We start from the raw sequence: 18,854 nt of genomic DNA on the forward strand, positions 1-18,854 counted from the left end.
CAGCCTGCACGACGATCTCGACACGTCTCCTTAGACCATGCTCAAGCAAAAACTGTTCCTCGATGGAGGGCTTCAGCTCGGACCCTGAGTAGTGCGATTAACGAACGTCACTTCACTGGTCGAACGGGTGAACCGCTTCTATCGGGTCGTCGCCCGTGGCGCTTCTATTCCCTATGCTGCCTTCATTTCGCGGTCCTCGCCAAACTGTTCAGACAAATCAAGCCAGCTCTCTCGAGGACAGACGCCGGCCGTCTCTCCCATTCTATCTACTGTCTCCGCCGACTGCATGGTGGCCTGCATCTATTTGCCGATGCAGATGGCGAGGTAATCAAGGCGCTGCACACCGGTGACGGCGTTATCGCAACTAGCTCGGCCCTCGACTTTATCCGTGTCAAAGCCACGGCCGACCACGATGTTGGGCTTCCAGCTTGGGGGAATCGGAAGCCAGAGATCACGTGGCCAAAAGAAGGCGTTTGTGAGGATACGGCATCCAATCACTGGATCAATGCGCGGATCGAATGACTCATCTGACCGATATCGACGAATTCGCTCATGCATTTCGACATGGCTGCGCACGCCCCTTCGCTGGTGGCGCCCCAGCCGGAGACCCGATACGGGGGGTCAAGGGCAGATCGGTCGCATCCGTGGCAAGTTCGATTGCGGCGCCGACCGACAGGGGTTCCTTGAGCCTAATGAGCGCTGCTCCGAAGTCGAAACGGCCTGGAATCTGCCCCCATTTCGGGTGAACGAAGATCGCCGTCGAATCCACGCGCACGCCGTCGCTCTTGGTCTTGAACACAGTACCGGCCAGCACGTCGATGTCCGCGGGGGTTCGCCCCTCCACCCGCCGACGATGAAGCCGTCAAAATCGCCGGCCCAGGCAGGAGCCAGGCCGACTGAGACGATGGCCGCAGCGCCAATGCAGCTCTTCAAAATCTTGCGTTCATTGCAGCGTTCTCCTTCTGTCCAAAACTCAGTCCGCTTCCAAAACTTTGCTTGACCAGCGCGCAGATCGGCCTGCGCGTCAGCTCGTCAGGCTGGCGCGTGCCGCAGCGATTGCTGCTGCCGGGTCGACGCAGCCAGACCCGGAATGGATCGAATGGCCGTCCAGGTCGTAGGCCGCGGCGTCGCCGATGCGTCGCGCGGTTCGCTGCAGGAAAGCCATTTCGAGCTCCTGCGCGCCTTTGCCGGCGATGCTCTGCTCTCCGCAGCCCTCGCCGCGTACGGCTACCGTGCGCATGAATTCGGCGATTCCATACTGCTGGATTACCAGCCGCGGGTTCTATCGCGCGAATAGAACCGGGCCGAGGTGCTCGAAACGAAGAGTCTACGCGCGGCGTGATATGAATGACGGCAAAATCGTTGGCATATCGGGCTCAATACGGAATGGGCGGGGATCACTCAGACTGGAAACGTGAGAGTTGCCGGTGTTATATGGCAAAGACTTAGGACAGTGCCGCCTGGGTTCGCCGCTAATGCGCGTGCTACGCGCATGGCGACGGCAGTCGCGACCTCACTGAAATAGAATCTCGTGGTCGCCCACAATGTCGATAGAGCAATAAAGATCCACTGGCGGCGGACTTGGTCTGGGTCTCATCGACATCCAAGTGCCGGTGACGCGCGCGTGGTATTGCTGAGGTGTATTTCGATGGACGGGCACCACTATGAGCACTTCACAATCATTCGACGGTGACCGATTTTGCGAGATTGCGCGGCTGGTCGACATCTTTGCCCATGAAGACCGCCGTGTGGTAGGCAAGAAGCTGTATCGGCAGCGAGAAGATCATCGGCGCGATAATCTCGTCCACGACCGGCAGCACGATGGTGTGCATCGTGTCGAGTTTCGACGCAGCGGCCCCTTTTTCATCGGTGATGAGGATAATCCGCCCTCCGCGGGCGGCGGCTTCCTCCATATTGGAGACGGCCTTGTCGTAAAATCGATCGTGTGGCGCGATGACGATCACCGGCATGTTCTCGTCTATCAATGCGATTGGCCCATGCTTCAATTCACCAGCCGCATAGCCCTCAGCATGGATGTAGGAAATCTCCTTGAGCTTCAGCGCGCCTTCCATGGCCAGTGGGAAACTGGTGCCGCGGCCGAGATACAGGACGTCATGACACTTTGACAATTCGCGCGACAGGAGCTCGACATCTGGCTGGATGCTGTTCAATACCCGCCTCATAACGCCCGGCATTTCGGCAAGGCTCCCGACGAGCGCCTTCACCTCATCTTCGGTTACCGTTCCACGGGCCCTGGCAGCGCTAATGGCGAGTGTGGCAAGAACCGCAAGCTGGCAGGTGAATGCCTTGGTGGACGCGACGCCGATCTCCGGGCCGGCAAGGATCGGGAAGACCGCGTCGGCCTCCCGAGCGATGGTGGATTCGCGGGTATTGATGACAGCGCCGGTTTTCAGCCCGCGCCGCTTGCAGTACCGCAGCGATGCGAGCGTATCGGCGGTTTCCCCGGACTGCGAAATGAAAAGAGCCGCCGACTGCGGCGGCAACGGGATCTCCCGGTAGCGGAATTCGGATGCAACGTCGATTTCAACCGGCAGGCGCGCATAGCGCTCGAACCAGTATTTTGCGATTAGTCCGGCCAGATAGGCGGTCCCGCAGGCCGAGATCGCCAGGCTCGGGATGCTGGCGAAGTCTATGCTGGAAGCCGTATCGACGCGATTCCCTTCGAAGTTGATGTAGTGACTGAGCGCACGGGCGACGACCTCGGGCTGCTCGTAAATTTCCTTCTCCATGAAGTGGCGATGATTGCCCTTCGTGGCCAAGTATGCCCCGGGCATGGAGGTCTGGCGCGGACGCTCGACCGGATGGCCATCGAAATCGAAGATATCGGCGCCTGTCTTGCCAATAACGGCCCAGTCGCCGTCGACGAGATAGGTGATTGCATTTGTGAAGGGAGCAAGCGCGATGGCGTCGGAGCCGAGGAACATCTCGCCGTCGCCGTGACCGATCGCCAGCGGTGGTCCATTCCGCGCCGCCATGATGGTCGACGGATCATCCTCGAAGAGAATGGCAAGCGCGTAGGCGCCCGTGACGCGCTTCAGCATGGCATGCATTGCCTCACCCCGCCCCATGCCCTCCCGGCGGTGTCTTGCCAAGAGATGCACTACAACTTCGGTGTCTGTGTCGGTCTGGAACTCGGCGCCCGCCGCCGCCAGTTCGTCCTTCAACTCGGCAAAATTCTCGATAATGCCGTTATGAACGACGGCCACACCGTCCGTAAAATGCGGGTGCGCGTTGCGCTCGGTCGGTGCCCCATGGGTTGCCCAGCGCGTGTGTGCGATCCCGATGGTCCCACTCAGCGGCTCTTCTCTCAATCTCGTCTCGAGATTGACGAGCTTGCCTTTGGCGCGCCGGCAATGCAACGAGCCCTCGGAGATCGTGGCAACGCCGGCTGAGTCATATCCTCGATATTCAAGACGCCTCAACGCGTCGACCAATCGCTCCGACACCGGCTGATGCCCAACGATGCCAACAATCCCGCACATGATCGTCTCCGAATTCTTCTCGGTAGCCTCAGTCGACCCGACGGCCACCCGCCCAGCGCTGAGCCTCCTAATAGAATTTGGTGGTATTGGTAAAATCGATTATTGGGATAGCTGCCATCCAGCCAGTGGATGGGCGAGGACGTCCGGCGATGGATCGTTCATTTCCGCCATCCGGGTCTCCTGACGCAAAGCTGACTTTGCACTTCATTACAGTTGGGAGCCCATCAAATTCGCCCAATTGACGCGATTTGCGGCTTGGTCCAATGCTTTTCCGACCTACTCATCGGCGGAAATCATTCCCTGCAACCTTGCCTCTGGTCAGCGGCGCACTGGGAGCTGGTAGGTCTTTCCTGGTCGTCCGCCACGACACGGCTGCCGCGTGGCCAAGCCCGCGGAACCTGCGATTTCAGGACGCGTCCGGAGGGGTGAAGACGCCAGGTTTCTCAGCTTTTTGGACGAACCGGCATGACACCTCGTTCGCTTCAGGCCCCTTCGAGCACAATCGAAATAGTGCTACCGTTCGAGCTGCGAAGCGCGACGGGTCGATCAAACGTTGCACCAAGCACGGGCATGGGATTTGGATCGGCTGTGCACAGTGCCGCGGGATCGTGAGAAACGAGTACGGCAGTGCCAAGTCGCGTCCACCAAACGCCAGTTAGGACGAGTTCGTAGCCGGTTGAGGCGTGCCGATCATCGCAATGTCCGCTTTTTACATGGCGTTGACTCATCCCGCCTAGCGGTCCTTAGTTTTGATCCCTTCACTGCCACAATGACGGCCTTCGGAAGCTTGGGGGGTTCAAAATGCCGTTCAAACGAGCCGGTCTATACCCTTCCGATCTCGATCTATGCCAACGGGTATTCGACCAGATATGCACTGACGAGCATATCGCCCGCTCATCGTTGGAGGCCGAATATCTGGCCCTGGAAATTTTGGTCGCGTTGGAAGAGGCTGACGAGGATGCGCCTGAGCTGCTCGAACTCGTTAGATCGAAGCGGCAGGCTACTCGACAGCTCAGAAATCCTGCAGAGAGGCATGGGAAACGTCCTCGCCGTTGAGGCGATGCTTCGCCCCGACCTTGATCCCGAGGGAACGAACGACGCGGGCATCGGAACTGTCCGATCTGATAGCAAGAATGACCGGAAGAGTTGCTGCCTGGCGTGAACTTTCCGTGCGGGCCGGTGTTCCGCGGTGTGTGAATGAAAAAACCCGCCGCACGGTTCAGTGCGGCGGGATCGGTCAGGCGCTATTGCACCAAGCGGGGGTTTAGGGTGGGCGGGCTTGCCAGGTGCGCGCGCGGCCGAAGACCAGCTTAGGCGCATGAGCTCCGACAGGTCTAGCAACCGCCAGTTGGACTGCCACGAAATTGGCTTTCGAGAGCTTTGTGTCAGTGCCGGAGGGCAACATAGTTGCCGGAAACCAGCCTTGGCACGGCACGTGCTCAGTCGTGACCTCGCAAAGGATGCGTGGACGAAACCGCGTCCTCATCAATCGGGATCCTGGCGAGACCTCGAATGCGAGATGGTGGCGAGACCCGGCTCTGACTCTTCTTCGCTACATTCCAGGCTGTGATCACGCGCGCCGCTGCTCGGCAGCATGCTCGCGGTCTGGCGCAAAGCTGGTCAGCAAGCGTCCTATGCCGCCGACCTCATTGAAATCTGCGTTGCGAGGGCTCGCCCCAAGCATTAGCTCCTCAAATGCGGAGCACCAAGTGACGTTGAACGCACACGGGCGGAGATCCGCGATCATAGTTCCCGGCCGAAGCATCGTGGAGTGTTCGAGAGCGCGGAGTTCCGGGTGGGGAGATTCAGCCGCGGCGGTCAATATCGCCAAGCCGTCTACGCTGCCGCCGCAACCGGGCCCTGTCGATCTTAAGCAAGGCCGTATGCCAGACCCTGCCGATGGCGCCAAGGATAAGTTGCATTTCTACCTTTCTACGCAGCCCACCGCATTCCCATGTTCGCGTCACTCGATTTGATCGAGCTTCAAACACCGCTCTCGATTGCGAATCGGATCGCTATCAGTCAGTTCTTTGGCTGCCTGTGCAAGGCATTATGAGCGCCTCCTTCATACGGCGCTCGTCCGCCCTGCAGCGAGGCGAAGCGGAAGCGGCGCGCTAGACCGCCGTGTCGGCGCGAGTCTTACCGGCTGCAGGCAATGCTATTACGTCTCCCGGGCGCGGAGCCATGCTCTGTGGAACTCACGCTGCTCGTTCGCGGGCCATCCCAATTTTGGGCGCTGTTCGGGTGGTCAGCCCTCCACTCGTGGGCTCGGCCCCGGCAATTCGGGCTCGCCTCGGCAACAGCCATTCTGCAGGCGCTACTCCCTGTTTGTGGCGGCACAGCCAGCGGGGGAAAGTAGGCCCAAGGAAAAGGTAACCCATCGGTTCGTCAACTTGAAAGCTTTGCGAGCCCACCAACGAGAGCAGCGTCCTTCTAGTCGGAATAGTATGCGCATGATCCGTAAAGCGCGGTGTGTCGACTGATCTCGGCGACGGTTGCCGCGAGATCATGGCAACGCCGGCTCGCCGATCAGGCGGGCATATTCCGCCTCCGGCTGCCCGTACGAACTGTTTGCCAATGTGATGAGCCCAGCTCGGTCGCGGAGGATGACCTCACCACGATGTGACCTGATTAGGCCGCGGCCTTCCAGCAGTTGAAGTGCCACGGTGACGCCCGGCCGCCGTACGCCCAACATCACCGACAGGAATTCATGGGTAATCGGCAGCCGGTCGCCTTCTATGCGGTCGTTGCACATGACCAGCCATCTGGCCAATCGTTCTTCCAGTTTCAAACGCGCATTGGCGAGCGCTGTGTAGCTTGCCTGGATCCAGGCGTAATGCACATAGCGCAGCAGAAAAAGCCGCAGCGTCGGGCTGTCGGAAAGCACCTTTGTGAATGGCTCGGCGTCCATGCTGAGAACCTCGGCATCCACTTGAATGTAGCAGTCGTGCGGGGATCGATCGCCACCCATGATCAGCGCCGAGCCGGTCATGCCCTCGAGTCCAATGACGCGAACCTCGGCGTCGACCTCCGGCCGGAGTTTCGCCACCACCGAGCCGATTCCCGTTTCAAAGAAGTAGACCGTGTCTATCGGAGTGTTTGCCGTCTCGAGCCGGGTCCTCAATGGCACAAAGCTGCTGTGAAGGTGAGGGCCGAGCAATTGAAGATCGGCCGGAGACATGCGCCGCAGCAGTTCGTTTCTGTATGCAGGCTCTGCGCCAGGAACTGGCTGTGGCCCCCGATCGCGGTTTTCTGAGTATGCGAGGCCAATTTTCGAATTGTTGGGGCTGGTCATGGCTCCCTCCCGAAATTGGGGCGGAAGCGCGATGTTCGCTCACAGCCGGCGATGCCCTGAACGTTTATCGCCGATGTCACATCTTACACCCGTCGATGTGGCGAGTCTCGCCCATTGCAACCATAAGAGCGGTTCACCCCGTCCGCCGATCAGCTTCAAAAGCGGCGATACTCTGAATGCTCGAAAAGCGTCTAGCCAAACTGCTCGACGTCGTCAGATCGTTCGCGAAGCCATTAAAGCGTGGGCGGACGCGTTGCTCGGAATGCCCTTATCCTCATGCCATGTGGAAGCGCATCCACAGCGACAGAAGCCGGGAGGAGCTCGATTTTTTTCGTCGGAGCTGGTTCCGCAACTGTCCTCGATGTTTCCGCGAGCTCCGGGCGATCTGGCCCGCCCGAGCATCTTGGTGGACGGGCGCATTGTCGATGATCCGGTAGACCGGCCAGCTCGGACCGCCTTGTCCAACTCTTGCCGAGCCGGTCCAAGGCACACCGCGCCTGCGCATGGCTGCCAGGCAAGTCATGAAACGCTGGGCCCGCTCCTTTGCCGACCGATGTTCCAGGAGATACCCTCGCGTTGCACCATGCCAGAGACCTCTTTGCCGATATGCCGCTCGAGCACCGGCCGCCACGGGACCAGCACGAATTCGCGCGATTTCTCGATAACGGCATATTTGCCGCTGGCCAGCTCAACTGAGCGGCGGAGCGTGCCCTCTACCCGGTCTCCGGGTCGCGTTTCAGCATAGGACAGACCGAGCTCTTCCGAGAGCTGACCGGCAACACGGTTCAGCTCTCGCTGGCGGAGGATCGAAATCATGTTGGCGCGATAGACGGTGCGGTCCTGCTCTTCATGCGCGAGACCCTGAGCAATCAGCCATTGCCGCCTGTGGGCTTGCGCCTCCCGCACCTCACGACCAAAGCCGGAGTTGCGCAGGGCCTCCGGTGCATCGGAAACTATTTCCCGGTCGATCCACGTGGCACCATCGAACGCGATTTGCTGCTCCAGCGGCATTGACGAGAGCTTGTCGACGACAACAGGCGCAGCCATGGCTCGCTTGCGCTCGTAGTCAGCGACGTAGTCGATATGGTTCGGAACGATGATCCATGTGCCGTCGGCTTCGCGCCTGACAGTGCCGGTCTCACGGCGAATGGCTTCCAAGCGCCGTACATGCGTTTCGGCGAAGCGTTCGGTGGCAGATGGATCATGCTCCAGGTGGATATCAACATTGTAGCGCCCGCCATGGACGGCGGCGATCTCGACGACGGTGCGGTCAACCGGCCTCGGCTCGGTGTTTCTCGGGGTGACACGGACGATGCAGCCGTCGGGCGTCGGTTCGGTGGCCTCGCCTTTGCCGATATCGATGTAGTGGCTTTTTCCGTCCACCCCATCCACGATGAGGTAGTGGCGGTCCTTGATCTCGTCGGCAAGCCCGCGCGCCACAACACGGCCAATGACAGGTTGCGCGAGCTGACTGGTTCGATCGTGGATCACACAATCGGCGGCACTCCGGGATAGTCCTTTGCCCGCAATGTCGCGGTGCATCGTCTTGATGATGTCACCGCGCTCGCCGTTGCGCCGCAGTGTTGCTTCGAATTCATCGTCGAGGCGCCAGCGGCCCGAGATGATCTCCTCGGCCAGACCCATCCGTTCGAGTTTGCGCAGTCGGCCCTGGTGCAGCGTCTGTCGGAAGGCGTCGCGGCCGACCGGCGAAACCAGTCCGTCGCTGTCGCGCATGGTGAGCAGCTGCCGGTCGATGCTGGTGAAGCGGTCCTGCTCCATTTCCTGGCGCAAGCGGTGCTCGATCTCGCGATCGGTTCGCGGACCGAGATCGAGGCTGACCAGCTCGGCCGTCCGTTCGCGGATTCCGCTCGAGATATATTCCCGCGCGATCACGAGGTTCTCGCCGTGTTCGTCCTTGCCACGGACCATGATGTGGGTGTGTGGGTGGCCGGTGTTGAAATGATCGACGGCAACCCAGTCGAGCTTCGTGCCGAGATCCTCCTCCACCTGCGCCATGAGCCGGCGCGTGAGTGGCTTCAGGTCATCATACTGAGTGCCGTCTTCGGGGGCGACGATGAAGCGGAACTGATGCCTATCGCCGTCGGCACGATCAAGGAAGGCCTTGCCGTCGACCCGATCACTGTCGGCGCCGTAGAGCTCGCCAGGCGCGCCTTCCCGGGTAACGCCGTCGCGCTGGATGTAACGCAGATGCGCACGCGCCCCACCCTGGCCTTTGCCGGCCAGCTTGACGACGCGCGCCTTGACCACCACCCGCCGCTGCCGGAAGGCGGCATACCTGTCGCGTGACTTCAGCAGCGCGGCGGCCGCCCCGCCGCGCCCTGCCCGGCTGCCGCTAACGCGGCCGCCGCGCTGGGGCCGGCCGCCGGCTCTGTTGATCGCCGCCTGGACCTGGCTGGCGAAGCGTTTGCCGGCCTTCGAGCCGCGCGAGCCTATTCTGCCGAGCTTCGGCCTGAATTCGTCATCCTGCATCGTGGCCTCCCAGAAATCGCAAAGAAATCAGGTACTTGCTCGCCAAACCCTCCCGGTTCTACCGGCAGCCTCCGGGAAAAACGATGTGCAGACAAAGACTTCGCCGGCTCCTGGAGGCGATGCCTTTATCTTGCCTTACGCCGCCCTTCCGCCCTTCCGCCCTTTCCGCCTTTCCGCCCGTCGCCGCCCTGCCCGCCCTGCTCGCCTACTCACCCGCCATTCGGCTCGTCAGTCCGAGCGCGATTGACGCTGAGCGGCACAAAGAGATCGCCTTTCGCTTCGCCGGTGCGAACGCCATTACGAAGGAAGAACAGCGAGCGGCCGGGGGGAGTGTTTTGGCTGTCCGGCGCCTTGGAGTGCCTTACGAAGTCATGCATGTCGGCAGCCGAAATTCCCTTCCCCCTGAGCTGTTTGAGATAGGCAACGGTCTCTTTCGGCAGCGGCTTTCCACGCCTCAAATGGTCTTCGTAGCGCTCGGGTCCAGCATTGTATGCAGCAAACAGGCCGGGGAAACCGAAGCGTTTAAACATGGCGCTGAGATAGGCGGTTCCGGCGAGAATATTGTCACGCGGATCGTGCGGATCGGCGCCCAGACCGTATTCGGCACGCATGTCGTCATACGTTTCCGGCATCACCTGCATGAGGCCCATCGCGCCCGCGCGGGACGTGATTGGGCGACCGTCCAGCATGGTCTTGCCGCCGCTTTCGGCATCCATGACGGCGTAAATCCAGGCTTGAGGAACATGGAAGCGTCTGCTTGCTTCGCCGGTGAACTCGTGCCACCTTCGAAGCTGCGGACTTTGGGAGATGACGACCGGCTCAGCGCCGGTCGAGGCGGAACAGGCGCATGGCGCAAAGGCGATCATGCCGAACATCAGGAGCCTCACTCGGTCCATAGCGGCACGAGCCTCCCGATGACATTTGCGCGTGGCACCGGCCCGAAATAGTGGCTGTCGAACGACCGAATATCGTCGCTGCCGAGCAGGAAGATTTCGTTGTCGGCGAGCGTGCGGCACCCGTTCCACCATGGCAGCGGGCGGCCTCTGGTATCGGTCGCCAGCCGTCGCGCGACGATCTCGCCTTCGATGATGATCGCGTCATTGAAGGCACAGACATGGTCGCCCGGCAGCGCGGCAAGACGTTTTACCAGCGGCACGTTGCGGGGCAGATAGCCGCGTTCGGCGGCGAGTTCGGCGAGCCATTCCGGCGGGCGGACGAGCACCAGATCGCCGCGAGCCGGTGCTGCAAACCCGAGGCCATAGAGGCCGACGGGCGCACTGGCCGAGGCGTTCCAGACCAGCCAGGGCGTTGGTCTGACGGTGCCGGCGAAGCCGATCAGGGTCAGTCCAATCACGGCAGCGGCGATGGTTTTGCGTGCCCGAAGGCGCCGGAGACGGCTGCCGATCAGACGGATGGAAGGGCGCCGGCTCATGAGCGGCCTCCCTGGCCGGCTTGGCCGGAACCGGCCTCACCACCCTCGTTACCGGCATGGGGCGGGTGTCCTTTCGACCATCCGTCGAGTTCGTCGATGTGGTAACGGACATAGCGGCCGTGCTTGCGGAACTTCGGACCGCCGCCCTTGAGCCGCATCTTTTCCAGCGTGCGCTGGGAGAGCCCGATATAGAAGGCAGCCTGGGCCGTGCTGAGAAAGGGACTGCCCTTTTTGGCGCGGGCCGCGCGTTCGTTTTCGTCGTCCATGGTGATCCTCGTTTCGCTTCGGACAAGCGAGGGCGAGGATGGGCGAGCGAGATCGCCTCCGGGACGGGCGAAGACTCGGGGGAGAGTTTTCGCCGCATTTTCGGGCGGACGGGTTTGCCTGGAGCGCCTGGAAATGAGCCCCGCGCCGGCTGGGGCGCGAGGCTCGAGGTCGGCCGATCAGTCGGCCGGGTTCCAGATGATGGCGTAAGTGTCGTCATCGTCCTGGCCGGCGGCGCGGCCCAGATTGGCGTAGAGCTTGCGCGGTCCGAACTCCGGCGCTGCAATCGACAGGCTCACATAATCCTTGCCGGAAGTCTCGCCGGTGCGGATCCAGCCGGCGCCAACTTCGACCCCTTGCGTCAGGACCCGGAAGTCGGGATGGTTGTCGGCGCTCTTGGCCTGGTTGGGGACGATGTCGATGTCGGCGCGGACGCTGAGCGTTTTGAGTTGGCCCTTGTAGGCGCCGTTTTCCTGCTTGTTGACGTAACCGATCGCGGTCATTTCGAAGTCTCCTTTTGCTGTCGCCGGGGACCATCCCCTGCGATGGCGGACCGTGATGGGCGCGTCCGGACCGCCTGAACCCGGCAGGGCCGAAGCGCTAGCGGAGGACCCGAGCGGGCAGCTTTTTTGAAGCGAAGCGGCGCGAGGAAGCCGCCGCAGGCGGCGGGGAAAAAAGCTGATTGGCGAGGGTTTCGGGCGCGCCGGATCCGCCCATAGGTCGACAAGCCAGCCGCAGGGGATGGTCCTTGAAGAGGGCATGGAGATCGAGGGAAGCGCGGTCGCTGCAGCCAGGCAGGAGGGGCGGCAATTGACAGGACTGCGGCTGATGCGGTGCCCATGCCGATCGAGATCGTGACCGCAGGTCGGGCGCAGAGCAGCATCCGGGGGGCTGATCGATCTACGGGATAAGGAGTTTGCCGGCCGGATTTGCTGCGGGATGCGGGGGCAAGCATGCTCGAACGTGCTATCGGTGCGACCGGGGTACGGTGCCGAGCGGCGGCTACCGAGAAGCCGCCGCCGGCCGTGATAGGCTATGCGGAGACGAACAGCGACCTGATCCCTGCCCATTGCTCGGCGGTTCGGAAGCCGCCTCGATCAGTGTAACTTTCGACCGGGAATTTCATCCAGCGCGGCACCCAGCCGTCCACCTTCTCGCGGCCGTTCTCGCCGGCAAGGAAGTCGCGGATGATCTTCTTTTGCGTCTTGATCTTCTCGGCGACATTGCCGCCGGCGACATGCTTGCCGCCGACTTCGGCAAGCATGGAATTGGCGATTTGCTTGTCACGCAACAGGTCGAAGAAGGCGTCGTCCGGTTGCTAGCAAGCGCCGATGTCGACATTCAGATGATTGCCGAGCGCCTCGATGACGGCGCTGCCGGCTTCGAGCGTCTCGGCCATGACGATGGTGAGAACGCGCAGGACATCGTCGTCGCAGAGCGCGAGGAGCGGCGCGAAGATGCTTGCGGTGCCGAAGTCGTCGCCATTGCCGCCAGCGATTGTGCCATCCTCATCCGGTTGCCCAAGCAGTGCCAAGACCTCGCGCCGTTTTTCGGCGAAAGCGGCCTCGGCCTTGCAGGCTGCCAGGCTTGCGGCCACGATCTCGTTGGCGGCGCGCTGCGGCTCGGGGCGCACCTGCCACAGGCCGGAACCGGCAATCGCATGCGCCACCATCAGGCGAAGTGCTGCGCCCGGATGGTCGAGCAGGCCCAAGCGCACTGCGGCATGACGGTGCAGATCGACATAGTTCTGCATCGGCCCGGTTAGCTCGGGCCGCGACGGTTTGGCCGGTGTGTCGGCCTCTGCGCCCTCGCCTTTTTCGCGGACGCGGCGTGCTTCCTTGTGCGGCAGCCAGCCTTCATGAACTCGACCTCGCCGCGATGCGAGACGGCGATAAAGACTTTGCCACCCCTCTTCCTCGGCGTCTTTTCGTGATCCCATGAGTGGAAATGCTGACCCGGTTCGAGCACGATGACTTCGCTCCATCCGGCCTCGAGAAGGGCGTCGCGCCTGCCGGAAATCGCCTCGTTCTGCTTGAGCCAGAACAGGTCGGCATCGGCGAAATAACTTTCCTCGCCAAACAGGTCGGAGACGATCAGGCCCGGATAGTCGTCGATGGCAAACAGCGCCACCTTGGTGGAGATTGACTGTCCGCCGAACAGCCACTGCTTCAACTGATAGCCGCGTGGCGCGTATTGCCCCGGATCGGAAAACAGTGCCAGCCAGTCCTTCTGCTGAACTTTCGAAGCCATGGTGAGATTAGCGAGCGGTTTCGGCATCGATTTCGTCCCGCGATAGGCTTCGCGGATTTTGGGCAGCAGCTCGCCAAGCGCCAGAATGCGCTTCACCTGAAGCTCCGTAATGCCGAAGGTGCCGGCGATCTCCTGGACTGTGCGGCCTTCTCTGATAAGCCGCGAGAACGTCTCCCATTGCGACACCTCGTCGGGGTCGAGGCGGGCGATGTTCTCGATCAACGAGGCTTCGAGGGCATCGGCGTCGTCGCCATCGTCCATGATGGCGCACGGCAAGGGATCGGCCTCGCCGCGCTCGTCGGCGAGCAATTTCGCGGCGAAATAGCGCCGCCGTCCGGCGACGATCTCGAAGCTTTCCGGCGAGCCGTTGGGCCGCACCAGAAGCGGCACGAGGACGCCACGCGCGCGGACGGACGGAAGGATGTCGGCGGTATCCGGGGCGCGTCTTGCGTCGCGCATGTTGAGGGCGGAGATATTCAGTCGGTCGAGCGGAATATGGGCAAGCTGCATGGTCTTTCTCCTTCGTTTGGGGTGCGATTGTCACCGCCGGGGAGGCCGAAGGCCGATGCGGCGGGGACGGGCTTGCGCCTAGCGGCGTTCTGGTTCCGCCGTGTCGGGCGGAGGCTCGGAATGGGATTTGGCAAGTGCTTCCGCTGCCTGCCACAGAAGCCGCTCGGCTTCGGTGATCTGGCCGGCGCTGCGCGCGGCCTCCGCATAGACGGACAGCGGAAAACGCGCTTTGAAATGAAGGTCGCGCTCGATGCCCAGTCCGAGCGCACCCTTGACGGATTCGAGTTCGGCAAGGCTGACGCTGCCAAGTTCAGGAAAGCCGAAGCCGAGGTCGCAAAGGCCGAACAGCGTGTCGCCGTCTGCATCGAGTTCGCTCAAGAGCCAGGTAGCAGGACCGGCCGGATCGAACAGTTTCACCACCGGAACGTGGTCGGTTTCGGTGTCGGAAGCGCCATTGGCGAGGAGACGGGCGCGTAGTTCGTCGGTGAGCAGGATCATTGCGGAATTTCCTTCAAAACGGTTCGGGCTGATTGAGAGCGGCTTTCTGAAACAGGCGGATACGAGCGGCTTGTGCGCCGAGCGCGGGCGCATCGGCGCGCCGTCAGAAGCGCAAGGCGGTCGCGCGTGGTGAGGGGGCGCGCTCATGCGGCGATCTCGTCATGCGCCTCACCTTCGTCCTCGGCGTTGAGCCCAAGCAGGAAATCGGCGGCTTTCGAGGCATGGCTGGCGGCGCGGAAGATGGCGCGATTGTCCTCGCGCAGAACCGTCAGCCATGAGCCGATGTAATCGGAATGGCGCACGGTCGGCTCGATACCGAGACTGCTGCAGATGAAGGCTGCGGCGATCTCGGCGACCAGTTCCTCGCGGGCATAGGTCTTGGAGCCGAACGAGCCTGTCAGGTCGCGCGCGAGTCGCGTCGCGTGGCCTGTCCAGTGGCCAAGCTCGTGAAAGCAGGTCCGGTAATAGTCGATCTGGTGAAAGAAAGCCGGCTGCGGCGGCACCTGAATAAAGTCGCTGCCGGGCATGTAGAAAGCGCGATCGCCGCCAATGCGAAAATCAGCACCGCTTCTGAGAATAAGTTGCTCGGCCTGCGGGATGATTTCGCGCGCTGGCAGCGGCTCGGGGGCGGCATGGAGATGGTCCGGCAGATTGTCGCACTGCGCGACATTGAAGACGGTAAAGCGCTTCAAAAAAGGCACGGCCTGCGGTTCGTCGCCATCGGCCTTGGCGCGTTCCATTTCGTCCTTGGGAACAAAGCGGTCAGCGTGAACGATGGTCGTGCCGCGCTCGCCCTTCCTGACGTTGCCGCCAAGGGCAAGCGCCTGCCGGAAGGTGAGCCAGTTCTGGCTGGGGAAACCGCGTTCGATGACCGCGCCCCACAGGATGAGGATGTTGATGCCAGAATAGCGCCGCTGGGTGGCCGCATTCCTGGGTAGCCCAAGGTCTGCCTTTGCCCTGCCCCATGGCTTGACCCAGGGCACGGTGCCGCGCTCCAGTTCGGCAATGATGCGGTCTGTGATCTCCTGATAGAGACTGGCGCCCGGGCGCCCGCCCTTAGCCGCGCCGGCCTTCGCGCTGGCGCAACGCTTGTGTTTTGCACGCATCGTTTGGTCCTCCGCTCTTCAATCCCGCGCCTTTCCCCGGAAGCGGGGTGGGCGGCGAGACGCGACCGGAAAGGCCCGCCGTCGGAGGCGGACCGCATCCGAAGGACCGGAACGAAGAGGAGGACCCGAAGCGAAGCGAAGGGTTGCGGGATGCCGCGGCGGGCCTAGAAGGGAGTGCCGCCCACCCCGCGCCGCCGGGAAAGGCCAACGAACAAACCGCGCCGGCCGACAGGCCGGCGACCGTCAGCAGCCGGAGGCTGCCCGCGCCAGGGGGCGAAGCCGGATGGCCGAGACCGCCTGAGCCTGCCGAAGAAAAAGCGGGCTCGGTTCACGAGCACCCGGCGCGCGCCTTCAGGCGCGCGGGCGCCAAGGTTAGCATCGTTCGTAGCGGCGCGGGGGGCACAGCTGAGCCCGTATCGGAGGTCGACGCGGAAAGAGTTTTCCTCCACCGATTTCTACGAACGCCAGTGGTTGTATCACGGCTATGACGAAGCTCACTTGATCATCTATCTGCGGCCGCCAGGCGCCTGTGGTCGGGCATTCGGACGGCGGCATGCTGTCGCTCATGCCCGTGCATCAACCGGGCTAGTTACCTGTGGGCATGGCCCGCATATCCACGTCATGGATGCACTATATCCAAACAATAAAGTTTACCTATGCGACTTGATACTGCATAGCGCAAACTTGAAAGCCCATGTCCCGTGCTTTCCAGCTCACGTTCTCCTCGGTTGTTCTACAGTTGTTCCACAGCTAACCTTGACATGGATCTATTATGCGAATTTGCGGTATCAAGCTAACGCACGACGGGGCAATCGCTGTCGTCGAGGACGGCCGATTGATCTTTTGCATCGAGCAGGAGAAACTCGACAATAATCCACGATACCAGTCCATTGATCGTCTTGAAACGATTGTTGCCGCCTTGGCGGAACATGGCCTGGACCCGCGCGATGTTGACCGGTTCGTCATCGATGGCTGGGACGGTGAGATCGAGTCGGAATTCCAGGTTGTCAGTGAGGGCACACCGGTCACTCTCAACGGGGCACCATATGTGGAGCGGGACCCTAAAAGTCCCCTCACAGCTTATCACAGCTCGGGCCTCATGCTCGGCGGCGGGATATTCTCTTATGAAAGCTATCCGCATGTCCTTGGCCACGTAGCTTCCGCATACTGCACCAGCTCATTTGCCAGAGCCAAAGAACCTGCCTTCTGCCTGGTATGGGACGGCTTCATCTTCCCGCGGCTTTACTACGTGAAGCCAAGCGGAGTGCGGTTTATCGGATGCCTGTTTCCGATGATGGGTCATGCCTATGCCGCCGCGGGCCAACACTTCGGTCCTTACAAGCAGGAAGTGCGGACCGGCTGGAATCTGGATATAGCCGGCAAGCTGATGGCCTATATCGCGCTCGGAGCTGTGAACGAAAACATCGTAACTGTATTTGAGGAGCTTTATGATCAACATTTCGCCGGCGATTCGAAGCTTGCCCTTGAATACAGGAACAACAGCCGCAGCGAAGACGCGTTACTCGCGGCCGTGCATGATTTCTTCGATGTAGCCGAGTCACGGCTAGTCGCCGAGACACCCGAGGACATACTTGCTTCGTTCCATGCCTTTCTCGAGCGTCTTCTCGTTCGCGAGATGACAATTGCGCTGCGTGGGCACTCGGTTGCCGGAACGCGAAACCTGTGCATCGCCGGCGGATGCGGGCTGAATATCAAATGGAACAGTGCACTTCGCGCGAGCGGTTTGTTCGATACAGTCTGGGTGCCTCCGTTTCCAAACGACAGCGGGTCGGCCATTGGTGCCGCTTGCTGCGCGCTAGCCGCCGACAAAGGCTTCGTTCACCTCGACTGGTCAGTCTATAGCGGGCCAAACTTGAACCATGGCCCCGTGCCGCCCGGATGGCAGGCTGCTCCATGCAGCTTGAAAGAACTTGCCAGCGTGCTCGCCGACGACAAGCCTGTCGTTTTCCTCGCAGGTCGTGCAGAGCTTGGGCCACGTGCGTTGGGAGGCAGAAGCATCCTGGCGGCCGCGACGTCGCCCCAAATGAAGGACCACCTCAACAAAGTAAAACGTCGAGAGCACTTCCGGCCGGTAGCGCCAATATGCTTGGAGGATCGTGCAGATGAGATATTCGAGCCTGGCACGCCGGATCCTTACATGCTGTTCGATCACCGGACACGTTCGGAGTGGAAAGAGAAAATCCCGGCAGTCATTCATCTCGACGGGACTGCACGATTGCAGACAGTTTCCAGAGAATCTGATCACCCAATTGCAGAGCTCCTGGTCGAATATGAACAACTCACTGGCATTCCGCTGCTCTGCAACACGAGTGCCAACCTTAACGGACGTGGGTTCTTTCCGGACGCAGCGGCAGCCTGTGCGTGGGGATGCGTGGACCACGTTTGGTGCAACGGGTTGCTGTTGACCAAGACAGGTTAGTCGCCGCTCTCGTCGTCAATAAGGCTGGCTGGATGTGCAGGGACGATCGCGCCTAGGCGTCTTGCAGTGGTCAGGCTGATACCCGCCTGAAGTCATGGCAGAGCATAAAGAGGCCGCAGCTCTCGCCATCGATAGGCCAGTGAGCCGAACCGCTGCGGTTGTCATTGCTTCGTCTGCACTGCTTCCGTCGCCCTCCGCTTTCGATACTTCGCGGGCATCTGAGTTGCGCCGAATGACTGAGGAACTTTGGTCCGTAGCGGTCGAAACAGGGGGTCGGCCTGCTATTCTGCTTCAGGAAGTCGGTTGACGATACACTCGCCAACCCAATAGCCGCATCGCATTTGCGGTCACGAGTACAGTCGCGCCGGTGTCGGCGAGGATGGCAGGCCATAGCCCCGTCACGCCGATCACCGTGGTGACCAGAAAGATGGCCTTGAGGCCGAGCGCGACCGTGATGTTCTGTCGGATATTGGCCATGGTTCGCCGCGAAAGGTCGACCATGTCCGCAAGGTCTCGCACGCGACCATGAAGCACTGCGGCATCCGCCGTTTCCAGCGCCACATCCGTACCACCGCCCATTGCGATGCCGATGTCAGCAGCAGCAAGCGCGGGCGCGTCGTTGATGCCGTCGCCTACCTTCACGATCGTCTTGCCCTGAGCTTGAAGCTCCTTGACCACGCGCTGCTTGTCTTCAGGCAGCATTTCCGATCTCACGGGTATGCCGAGGGCCTTGCCGACCGCCTCTGCCGTGCGGCGGTTGTCACCGGTCAGCATTACGGTCTCGATGCCAGCGGCACGAAGCGCCTCCAGACCTTCCTTGGCATCCGCACGAGGTTCGTCACGTATAGCGATGATGCCCGCAAGCCGATCATCGACGAGCAGAACGGATACCGATTTCCCTTCATCGCCGAAGCCCGCAATACGACCGCGTTGATCGTGATCCAGCTTCGCCCTCTCTTCCGCCGCCGCAGCCGAACCTAGGAAGATGCTCTTTCCGCCAACTTTGCCGACTACACCTTTGCCTCCGATTGCCGCTGCCTCCGACGCAGGCGGCACAGGCACTTTG

Annotated in this window: 15 protein-coding genes; 2 read left to right on the top strand and 13 right to left on the bottom strand. The window is 61.5% G+C overall.

Translation table 11 applies throughout. The features are described from left to right. Window positions 1-1,099: 1,099 nt before the first annotated feature. Window positions 1,100-1,297, top strand: coding sequence for a hypothetical protein (locus AC0L2P_RS31155; RefSeq protein ID WP_473507001.1), 198 nt, complete (start codon window positions 1,100-1,102; stop codon window positions 1,295-1,297). Window positions 1,298-1,679: 382 nt separating this feature from the next. On the opposite strand, the gene glmS is transcribed toward AC0L2P_RS31155, so the two are convergent. The 12 genes from glmS to AC0L2P_RS31215 form a co-directional block, all read right to left on the bottom strand. Then, entirely contained in the window at window positions 1,680-3,503 is a 1,824-nt protein-coding gene (gene glmS, locus AC0L2P_RS31160) for a glutamine--fructose-6-phosphate transaminase (isomerizing) (RefSeq protein WP_473507003.1), read from the bottom strand. Between the two features lie 2,506 nt (window positions 3,504-6,009). Then, window positions 6,010-6,684: a Crp/Fnr family transcriptional regulator gene (locus tag AC0L2P_RS31165; RefSeq protein WP_473507026.1), complete on the bottom strand. Its 675-nt coding sequence runs from the start codon at window positions 6,682-6,684 to the stop codon at window positions 6,010-6,012. 633 nt (window positions 6,685-7,317) lie between these two features. Then, a complete protein-coding gene (gene rlxS, locus AC0L2P_RS31170) occupies window positions 7,318-9,288 on the bottom strand; it encodes a relaxase/mobilization nuclease RlxS (RefSeq protein ID WP_473507005.1) in 1,971 nt (656 codons plus the stop codon). A gap of 209 nt (window positions 9,289-9,497) precedes the next feature. Further along, window positions 9,498-10,184: a lytic transglycosylase domain-containing protein gene (locus tag AC0L2P_RS31175; protein ID WP_473507007.1), complete on the bottom strand. Its 687-nt coding sequence runs from the start codon at window positions 10,182-10,184 to the stop codon at window positions 9,498-9,500. After that, complete coding sequence (locus AC0L2P_RS31180) at window positions 10,172-10,720, bottom strand: S26 family signal peptidase (protein ID WP_473507009.1); 549 nt, start codon at window positions 10,718-10,720, stop codon at window positions 10,172-10,174. The genes AC0L2P_RS31175 and AC0L2P_RS31180 overlap by 13 nt, the downstream gene beginning before the upstream one ends. Further along, window positions 10,717-10,986, bottom strand: coding sequence for a helix-turn-helix transcriptional regulator (locus AC0L2P_RS31185; RefSeq protein ID WP_473507011.1), 270 nt, complete (start codon window positions 10,984-10,986; stop codon window positions 10,717-10,719). The genes AC0L2P_RS31180 and AC0L2P_RS31185 overlap by 4 nt, the downstream gene beginning before the upstream one ends. A gap of 177 nt (window positions 10,987-11,163) precedes the next feature. After that, the gene (locus tag AC0L2P_RS31190; protein WP_008871905.1) at window positions 11,164-11,487 is read right to left on the bottom strand and encodes a DUF736 domain-containing protein; all 324 of its coding nucleotides are present in this window, start codon (window positions 11,485-11,487) and stop codon (window positions 11,164-11,166) included. 530 nt (window positions 11,488-12,017) lie between these two features. Beyond that, entirely contained in the window at window positions 12,018-12,248 is a 231-nt protein-coding gene (locus AC0L2P_RS31195; RefSeq protein ID WP_473507012.1) for a hypothetical protein, read from the bottom strand. A gap of 54 nt (window positions 12,249-12,302) precedes the next feature. Further along, window positions 12,303-12,737: a hypothetical protein gene (locus tag AC0L2P_RS31200; RefSeq protein WP_473507014.1), complete on the bottom strand. Its 435-nt coding sequence runs from the start codon at window positions 12,735-12,737 to the stop codon at window positions 12,303-12,305. Between the two features lie 8 nt (window positions 12,738-12,745). Further along, window positions 12,746-13,744, bottom strand: coding sequence for a ParB/RepB/Spo0J family partition protein (locus AC0L2P_RS31205; RefSeq protein ID WP_473507016.1), 999 nt, complete (start codon window positions 13,742-13,744; stop codon window positions 12,746-12,748). A gap of 78 nt (window positions 13,745-13,822) precedes the next feature. After that, on the bottom strand, window positions 13,823-14,242 hold the full coding sequence (locus AC0L2P_RS31210; RefSeq protein ID WP_473507018.1) for a DUF2958 domain-containing protein: 420 nt from the start codon (window positions 14,240-14,242) through the stop codon (window positions 13,823-13,825). A gap of 143 nt (window positions 14,243-14,385) precedes the next feature. After that, on the bottom strand, window positions 14,386-15,348 hold the full coding sequence (locus tag AC0L2P_RS31215) for an ArdC family protein (RefSeq protein ID WP_473507020.1): 963 nt from the start codon (window positions 15,346-15,348) through the stop codon (window positions 14,386-14,388). Between the two features lie 772 nt (window positions 15,349-16,120). Between AC0L2P_RS31215 and nodU the strand changes: the two genes are divergently transcribed. After that, window positions 16,121-17,788, top strand: a complete 1,668-nt coding sequence (gene nodU / locus AC0L2P_RS31220) for a nodulation protein NodU (RefSeq protein ID WP_473507022.1) — start codon at window positions 16,121-16,123, stop codon at window positions 17,786-17,788. 291 nt (window positions 17,789-18,079) lie between these two features. On the opposite strand, the gene AC0L2P_RS31225 is transcribed toward nodU, so the two are convergent. Continuing rightward, window positions 18,080-18,854 (bottom strand): HAD-IC family P-type ATPase (locus AC0L2P_RS31225; protein WP_473507024.1); only part of this gene is annotated, 775 nt, incomplete at its 5' end.

This window comes from Mesorhizobium sp. WSM4836, assembly GCF_055811815.1.

Bases quoted from the DNA above. Each gene is read 5' to 3' on its own strand.
- AC0L2P_RS31155 (WP_473507001.1), top strand. From the start codon at position 1,100: ATGGCCGTCCAGGTCGTAGGCCGCGGCGTCGCCGATGCGTCGCGCGGT.
- glmS (WP_473507003.1), bottom strand. From the start codon at position 3,503: ATGTGCGGGATTGTTGGCATCGTTGGGCATCAGCCGGTGTCGGAGCGA.
- AC0L2P_RS31165 (WP_473507026.1), bottom strand. From the start codon at position 6,684: ATGTCTCCGGCCGATCTTCAATTGCTCGGCCCTCACCTTCACAGCAGC.
- rlxS (WP_473507005.1), bottom strand. From the start codon at position 9,288: ATGCAGGATGACGAATTCAGGCCGAAGCTCGGCAGAATAGGCTCGCGC.
- AC0L2P_RS31175 (WP_473507007.1), bottom strand. From the start codon at position 10,184: ATGGACCGAGTGAGGCTCCTGATGTTCGGCATGATCGCCTTTGCGCCA.
- AC0L2P_RS31180 (WP_473507009.1), bottom strand. From the start codon at position 10,720: ATGAGCCGGCGCCCTTCCATCCGTCTGATCGGCAGCCGTCTCCGGCGC.
- AC0L2P_RS31185 (WP_473507011.1), bottom strand. From the start codon at position 10,986: ATGGACGACGAAAACGAACGCGCGGCCCGCGCCAAAAAGGGCAGTCCC.
- AC0L2P_RS31190 (WP_008871905.1), bottom strand. From the start codon at position 11,487: ATGACCGCGATCGGTTACGTCAACAAGCAGGAAAACGGCGCCTACAAG.
- AC0L2P_RS31195 (WP_473507012.1), bottom strand. From the start codon at position 12,248: ATGCTTGCCGAAGTCGGCGGCAAGCATGTCGCCGGCGGCAATGTCGCC.
- AC0L2P_RS31200 (WP_473507014.1), bottom strand. From the start codon at position 12,737: ATGCAGAACTATGTCGATCTGCACCGTCATGCCGCAGTGCGCTTGGGC.
- AC0L2P_RS31205 (WP_473507016.1), bottom strand. From the start codon at position 13,744: ATGCAGCTTGCCCATATTCCGCTCGACCGACTGAATATCTCCGCCCTC.
- AC0L2P_RS31210 (WP_473507018.1), bottom strand. From the start codon at position 14,242: ATGATCCTGCTCACCGACGAACTACGCGCCCGTCTCCTCGCCAATGGC.
- AC0L2P_RS31215 (WP_473507020.1), bottom strand. From the start codon at position 15,348: ATGCGTGCAAAACACAAGCGTTGCGCCAGCGCGAAGGCCGGCGCGGCT.
- nodU (WP_473507022.1), top strand. From the start codon at position 16,121: ATGCGAATTTGCGGTATCAAGCTAACGCACGACGGGGCAATCGCTGTC.